At 41.9% G+C, this 7,898-nt stretch carries 5 protein-coding genes; all 5 read left to right on the top strand.

The window, feature by feature from the left end; all coding sequences use genetic code 11:
* Positions 1-103: 103 nt before the first annotated feature.
* Positions 104-2,872 carry a hypothetical protein gene (locus tag VFA52_04675; protein HZS43452.1) on the top strand — a complete coding sequence of 923 codons (2,769 nt, stop codon included), beginning with the start codon at positions 104-106 and terminating at the stop codon, positions 2,870-2,872.
* Positions 2,869-4,977 carry a hypothetical protein gene (locus tag VFA52_04670; GenBank protein HZS43451.1) on the top strand — a complete coding sequence of 703 codons (2,109 nt, stop codon included), beginning with the start codon at positions 2,869-2,871 and terminating at the stop codon, positions 4,975-4,977. The genes VFA52_04675 and VFA52_04670 overlap by 4 nt, the downstream gene beginning before the upstream one ends.
* Positions 4,978-4,991: 14 nt before the next feature.
* Positions 4,992-5,318 (top strand): hypothetical protein, encoded by a 327-nt coding sequence (locus tag VFA52_04665; GenBank protein ID HZS43450.1) that lies wholly within the window; start codon positions 4,992-4,994, stop codon positions 5,316-5,318.
* Positions 5,319-6,509, top strand: a complete 1,191-nt coding sequence (locus VFA52_04660) for a hypothetical protein (protein HZS43449.1) — start codon at positions 5,319-5,321, stop codon at positions 6,507-6,509.
* Between the two features lie 321 nt (positions 6,510-6,830).
* A complete protein-coding gene (locus tag VFA52_04655; GenBank protein HZS43448.1) occupies positions 6,831-7,433 on the top strand; it encodes a hypothetical protein in 603 nt (200 codons plus the stop codon).
* The last annotated feature ends 465 nt before the right edge of the window (positions 7,434-7,898 follow it).

Here is a 7,898-nt window from a genome sequence, read left to right as displayed (position 1 = left end):
AGCCCTGTCTTCACCGCAAACAGAAAAAGAAGCTAAAGACATAGCATCAGGAATAAATTGGAGATTGCAACAGCAAAAATCGGTGAAGTAGAGAAGGTAAACAATGCCTTTGGCGGGATTAGAAAAAGGTAAAAATAATTTTATTAATAAGCGTATAAACGACCAAAAAAGTTTTTGGCCAGGATACGTTAAAAAATGGGATGAAGAAAACGGCGGAAAAAGATTTCGTTCAGAGATAATGTCTTTGTCGGAACTTTGGAAGCTTTATTTGACGGGAGTTAGTACGGAGCTTTCAGCGGAAGAAGAAGCTCGTGGTAAAAAACCCGACAAGATAGACAGAATAAGTCAAGTTGTTCCTATAAAAGCATTTGAGTTACCGGGCCGATTTCACGAGCCATACATAACCGAAGACGGGACTAGAATTCACAAGGAAGGTTGGGGATACCTTCATTTCGACCAATGGTTATATGCGCGAGACCAAGCCAGAAAGGATTTGTTTTGGCTGTGTAAAGAAGTCTTCAGTATGGACTTGTATGAAGATGTACATAGGGTTGTATGCAATCAGTTTGTGAGTAAAAATTTCGACGGTGTTTATGAAGAAAATTACTCTCTAAGGGACTTTCATCGCGCTTTGTCTAATCAGAGTCGCGTTCCTACGATTTGGGCGGAAACGAAGCCATATGTGAATGGATATTTTCCTGAAAAAACTCTTGACGATTATGGAAATTATATAAGAGACCCAATAGAAGAAACGAAACAAACAAATTTTGCTAAAACGATGATTCTTTTAGACCCTCGTGGGTTTTTTAAATCATCTATAGACGTTGCTGATTGTATTCAGTGGATTATTAATTGCCCCGACATAAGAATTTTGATTGTTAGCGGAGTTAATAAACTAGCGGCTCAATTTATGGTGGGCGTTAAGCAAGGGCCGAAAGGAAAGTCATTCTATCTTCCGAGAGGGGTTCCGCCGTCTCCGTTTCATTATTTATTTCCTGAATTTGTAGTTCGCGGAGTGGATGGAACTTCAAAAGAAGATTTCCGCGTTAACGAAAATATAAAAAAACATCTAAGTTTGGACCCAACTCTCGGAATTATTTCAGTGGGTTCGTCTTTATCGGGTTTTCACTGCGACGTTTTGAAGTTTGACGATATAGTTACAGACGATAACTGTCTAACAGAAGATGCGCGAGAAGCCATTCTTTTGAAAGCAGACGGCGCGGTCAATTTGTTAATGGATTGGGGTTGGCACGATATTATCGGAACTAGATATTATCCCGATGATTATTACGGCCAAACAGAGGCAACTCACAAGAAAGACCCTGAGATGTTCAATCTTAAATTCTTTCAAAGGGCCTGTTGGACCGTCAAGGAAGAGTTTAAGGACGTAGAAGCTAGAAGTTTATATGACCTTACGGAAGATATGGTCACGTTGACTTTTCCTCAGAAGCACCCTAAAGGTCCGCATTATTCTTGGTTGGAGCTAAGAGCCAAACTTAAGAATGAAAAAAGTTTTAGATGTTTTCCTGCTGGGTCAAAAGTTCTCATGGGTGATTGGACTGAGAAAGCAATAGAGGATATTAGGCCCGGTGACGAAATAATAGGTTTTGATAGCGGCTTAAAGAAGGCTGTTGTTACTCATGTTCACGAGAAGCGAGATTTAGTTTCCAAGTTTCTAACAGAACAGGGGCGTACTATCTTCTCGACAAGAGACCATAAATTTCTTCGACCTAATACAGGAAAAAAGAAAGTTTATGGACCTTTGAAAATAGGAACTAAAGTTGTTTCTGTTTATAGCCCGTCAGGAGAATTGCTTTCCAAACAATGCAGTCGAGATATGGATTGGCTTAGAGGCGGCTCATCTATAGATAAAATTATTTCTATAGAAGATTTGAACGAGCAGCCTGTTTACACTCTCACGACAACTACAGGAAATTATGTTTGCCAAGGTTTTGCTGTGGCTAATTGTCAGCAGCTTAATCAGCCTGTTTGGGGCGAAGAATCCACAATTAGTTTCGACAGGCCGTTATTGGAATCTAGGAAAACTAAAACTTTATCGGAAGTTTTGTCTGTGCCCGGATATGTTTACGGCGCCATTGATTTGGCAAAAGAGAATAAACAGTTTTCCGATTATACCGCTCTAGCTATAGGAAAAGTGTACCAAGAAGGAGTCGGTATAATTCGTCCGGATGAAAACGGTAATCTTCCAGAAAGACCCGACGGAAAATGGGTCATGGTCATATTGGACGTGGAATTCGGAAAGTGGTCTCAAACTGAGATAGCTAACCGAATTGCTAAAATGAACGATAAATGGCGACCTAAAAGATGGTACGGAGAAGACCTTGGCGGATTGCAGACCTTCAAAGAAAAAATAATAGAAGTGTCAAAAACAACTTATGGTCATTGGCCGTATATTCCGTGGGTTACACCCGATAACAACGAAAATTCAAAGAGAAATAGAATTAAGGGCGTTGAAATTCTTCTTAGAGCGTCAAGACTATATTTTCTAATTGCGCCTTGGAATGTGGATGTTTTTGAACAGCTTGAAAATTACAAAGGTCAAAAAAGCACTCGTTATTCTAAAGACGATGTGCCCGATGTAATTTCCCTTCTAACGAAGTTTATTCCGTCTTTGGTCCCTCTATCGAAAAGAGAGATGGAGCAAGTGGCAATTCAAAGAGAGACGGAATACAAAGAATTGCTTAGAAGAGAAATAAAGAAAGTTGTTTTCGGGGACGACGGCGGGGGTTTCGGAGTGAATAATATTAATAGAATATGGACAGAAGTGGAGTCTCCCAAAGAAGACACTAATCGGGGTCCGATGGCGGACATTAGCCGAAAATTTTTCGGCGGTAATGGAATGCGAGCATGACAGAACCGTTAAACGAGCACGCGCATAATGTATTAGAACAAAGAGTGATTACACCTGTAGCAGATATTACTTCTGCGGAAATACACAAAGATAAAGAAACAGGAACGTATCAGTTTTCAGATAGGGCCGCATTAAAATTGGTTCTAGATGATGCTTCTTTGGCTGATAATTATGCGAATATCAATCAGTGGGCATCGCAATGGGCGCAATCATTAATTCTCCTTCAGAGTCCGCAATCAGCGGCGGCTTTCGATGGAGTATTTATGAGTTCCGTTCCGAAGTTTACTCTATCGAATCATATAAGCAGTATTGTGCCTAAAATTATGGAGGGTTTGTTTTATGAAGACCCTCCTTTTTTACTTAGACCCAGACCAGGAACTAAACAGGAACTAGTAAGAGCTAAAACTGCCTTATTTTCCGCCCAATTGTGGGACATGAAGTTTGAGGAAGAGGTTGAGGCGGGTTTAGAGCAAATGGCCCTATTCGGAACTTGCATATTTAAATGGGGATATTTAGAGCGAGATGACACTGTTAAAAAATACAGGAGAAAATCGGAAAAAGTTCCCCTTACTAGTGGTTTATTAAATGATTTAATTGATACTCCAGATAGTGACGATTATGAGATATTGACCGAGGTCGTTAAGATAAGTCGCCCATGGTTTAAATGTACTGACATTCGTACAGTTTTGGTTGACCCCGGCTGTCGTGTTGGAGATATACGAAAGGCGAAGTGGGTAATTTATCGTGACTACGCCACATTTGATGATTTAAATGCTCTTAGAGAAGTTCCCGGCTACGACATCCCCGATGAAGAAGCTTTGAAATCATTCTTTCTATCGAATGAAATGTCGGGGCCGGATAATATTACCATGACAATTCCAGAAGGCATGCGTGGATATTTACAGCAAGCCTTGCCTAGGAATTTCAGAACTTCTGCCGACCATTTACAGAACCCAATGGAAATTTTAGAGCGTTGGGATGCTGATAAAGTTATTGTCGTATTGTCATTCGGCGGAAAAAATATTCTTATCCGAAACGAGCCTAATCCTTACGGAAAAATTCCGTTTTATAGTGCAAATTGGCGTAATTTAGTTGATTCTTTTTACGGTCAGGGATTGGGACAATTAATAGGAGCCGAGCAAGTTGTAGAACAGGGTGTGACAAATCTTTCTCTTGATTTACTAGCTTATGGTTTGCAGCCAACGGCGGTTAGAAAGAAAGGGTTCAATGTTCCTACCCAAATGGTTAGATGGAAGCAGGGTGGAATTATTGACGTTGATGACGACGTAGATAAAGCATTTAAGTTCTTGCAAATGCCGAATGTCCCTGGTGAGGCTTGGGCATTTATTCAGCAAGCTCAGGGTACCGCTCAACAAACATCGGGCGCAAACGAACAGGTTATGATGGGCGCAGGCAGCGCAGGAATTAAAACAACAGGAATGCGTACTGCGACAGGAGCTTCGGCCATCATTCAGGCTAATGCGTCTAGATTGGATGGTCCTAGCGGTCGTTTTGTAAGACAAGTATTTGTTCCTTGGTTGTATCAGATGGATGAACTTAATAATGACCTTCTTCCTACGTCTGTTTTAAGAAGAGTTTTAGGCGAAGAGTTGGGCAATGAATACATGGTTGACCATGTAGAATTTAGAAACGCTAGATTTGAATATGAAGTTTTGGCTGGCGGTCATTTGGGGGCTAAAAAAGAAATGGCCCAATTTTTGCCGATTGTCGTTCAGCTTTTGAACAATCCTACATTTGTGAAAAACGTAAACGATGCGGGTTATCAATTTAATGCGGCGGCAATCTTTAAGGCTTTTGCTGATGCGGCAGGATGGAAGTTTAGTCAGGACTTCTTAGAAAAGATGACGCCGGAGCAACAGCAGAAATATGAAGCAAATTCTCCTGCTGCTTTGCAAGTAGCACAAGCGCAGATAGCGCAACAATTACAGACTCAGAAATTTGAGCAAGAAAAAGAACTAGAAGACCAACGTCAGCTTGGCAAGGCGGGAGCCGAAGTTCTTCGTCAAGCCACCGAACACAGTCTTCAAAGTGAAATAGGCAGAGAACCGCCGCCGGGGAGCTACGGTTTTGAAACAGCACTTTAAAAAAGGATTAAACAATGAATCAAACCCCGTTATTAGCCGATGAACTTACGGCTGCTCAACGTGCTGCATTAGCATCGCTGATACAACATCCTGGATGGGCTGTTGTGGAAGAAATGCACATGGCTGCGTGTAGGAGAGCGACGGAAGATGTTTTAAAGCAAGACCCCGGATTGGAGGGCGCGGAAAAGAAAATTGTCGCCCTTCAACTACGGGCTAGAGAACGAAATGAATTTTCTCTTTTAATTCTTGGCTCTGTTAATTGGCACGCGAAAGCGTTAGCCGTATTAGAGCAAGAGAAAGAGATAAAGATGGACAATCCAATAATAAAAGGACTCAAATAAATGACAGAACAACTTGCTCTTGTCCCAGAGAATATAACTTGGGATATGGTGAACGCATGGGACGGAAAAACCATGCGAAAATATATGTCTATTCCTGAGTACAGAGACGCAATTACCAAAGTAGTTGCATCTAGGTCGTATCAAGAAATTCAAGATTTGGCCGTTAAACAAGAGGAAACGGCATCAGAAGTGAATATTGAAAATTCGGATATTTCTACTAAAGATGCTTTGGCGGCTCCCGCAGCATTGGAAGATGCTGCTTCTAGTAAAACTACTACAGACTCAGCCCCAATTGCCGTGCCTGAACCTCCAAAAAAGATTATAGTGGAGTATCAGGTCAGAGATGAAGATGGAAATCCTATTGGTAGGCCCACGCACTTAGAAGCCTACACCGAAGAAGAAATGCGAAAAAAGATAATCGAGGCGCATGTTCAGGCGACTCGCGCATTTCATCGTTTAAAGAAACAGAAAGTACAAAGCATTCAAGAAATATCTAAACAAGACGAACCGTCTTCTACTTCCCCTCGAACTATGACTGACGAAGAGTTGATGGCCACGTTAAAAGATTTAAGGTCAGACGACCCTCAAATTCAATTGGCGGCCCATAAAAAGTTGATGCAATCTTATGAAGAAAAGGCCAAAGCAGAACGGGAAGCCAAGGAAGCCGAGCAGCGCGAATTTGAAAGGCAGAAGCAAGTAAGTATTGAGTTTTTGAAAAGACACAAACACGATTTTAATAATTGTCAAGCCAACGTGGATTTAATAGGCGAGTATTTTAAGGAAAATAAACTTCCTTGGACGCTTGATAATTTGGAAGTAGCTTTTATAGCTCTTGAAGATAGGCTGGCACCTGTAGCGACGCCAGCGGTAGAGGTATTACCAGAGCCTAATCCGCCTGTTCCTCAACCAACAGCTACGACAACAGCGGCGGCGGTTGTGCAGCCGACACCGACTGTGCCTGTCGCTCCTCCGCAGCCAATTAATTCGGTTGCGGTTCCGAGACCAGGAGTCAATGGGGGTATTGTTCCGGGACAAACTTCAGCACCGCGCCCGTCGCAAAAACCTCAAGGACTAACGATGGAAGAAATCCTTTCTTGGGATGCTCAAACCATGCGAGCGAAAATGCGTTCGCCGCTACGTGCAGAAATAGAGCGCGTAACAATGGAAGCGCGACTAAGAAGAGGACGGTAATCCTAAGCGGCGCGTAACGCCGACTATAGCACGAGGGAACTTCACATGGCTGGAGGCCCAAACCCGGCAATTGCTAATGTCGGGAATATATTAACGGCTCAAAGCATCCTCAAGTAAGGGGCTGTTTCGAGGGAAACAGAAATCTTCTCTGATTGACTTGGAACCTGAAATGGCGACAAGGCGGAAGCGCAAGCACCGTGAGAGACTAAGCGAGAAGACACCTAAAAGGTGATACGATAGTCCGTTCTAATAGGAAAGAAAACTGTTAGGGAAAAACGCTTTGATAAGGAGCTAATCCCGAACTTATTTTTATAGAGTGAAATGCCGAAATTTGATAATCTTACTGGAGTGAAATTCGGACGCCTGACGGTTATAAGCAGAGCACCAGACGCCGTTTCTAAATCTGGTTTCGTATATACAAGATGGAATTGTTTGTGCGATTGCGGAAAAGAGAAAACGATATATGCTGGTTCTTTAAAAAGAGGAGTAACCGTTTCTTGCGGTTGCCAACTTAAACAAGTTTGGCGACGAATAGGTCTTTCCAGTATCAAACACGGCGGCAGTTCAAAAGATGCGTCGGTAGATAAAAAAATACAATTTCAAATTTTACAACATATCCGTCAGCGAGCCAGAGCCAACGGATATGAAACTGATTTAGAATTATCGGATATACCTGAAGTTCCTGATGTTTGTCCGGTTCTCGGAATTAAACTTAAAAAAGGAAAAGGTCCTCTATCTGATTTTTCTGTATCTATTGATAAAATCAATCCTAATTTACCGTATCTTAAAAAATACAAAAATAATTTGCGATTGATTTCATATAGAGCTAATCGTATTAAAAACGACGCTACTATTGATGAATTGGAAAAAATCATTCTATATATAAAAATGAGCCGCTCTGAAGAGAGCGAGAATCTTCTCTGATTGACTTGAAACCTGAAATGGCAACAAGGCGGAAACCGAAAAGGTGCCGTGAGAGACTAAGCGAGAAGACGCCGAAACGGCGATGCGATAGTCCGCTCTAACAAGAATAAAATTGTTAGTTAACAACAGGAAAGGGAGAAACGGATGCATTTGTTGTTGCCGCCGAGCGTCGTGTTCAACCGAATAACACTGGTATTAACCGCCAGTTTTTTCAGTACAATACGCTTGTAGGTGACACAACCCAAGCTGGTGATGGTGTTATCGGAGCACCAGAGTTCATTGGTCAGATTTCATCTCCGGCTCAACTGGGCGAATGGAATAACTATACCAACTTTAGCGCGTTTGTTGTTGCGAGCGCACTAGATGATTTGGTTGGAAACAGCGCAGTTGAACTTGGGTAAAACTTGATGCCCAAGTAAAATCACGTTATATCAGATTAGGTCTTTTTCTAAAAAGATGAGTCTG

This window comes from Candidatus Paceibacterota bacterium (assembly GCA_035652395.1).
Classification (GTDB): Bacteria; Patescibacteriota; Minisyncoccia; order Phycocordibacterales; family CAJBRS01; genus JADGRH01.
Note: the sequence above shows the minus strand (reverse complement) of the source record. Positions and strands in the feature narration are given on the sequence as shown.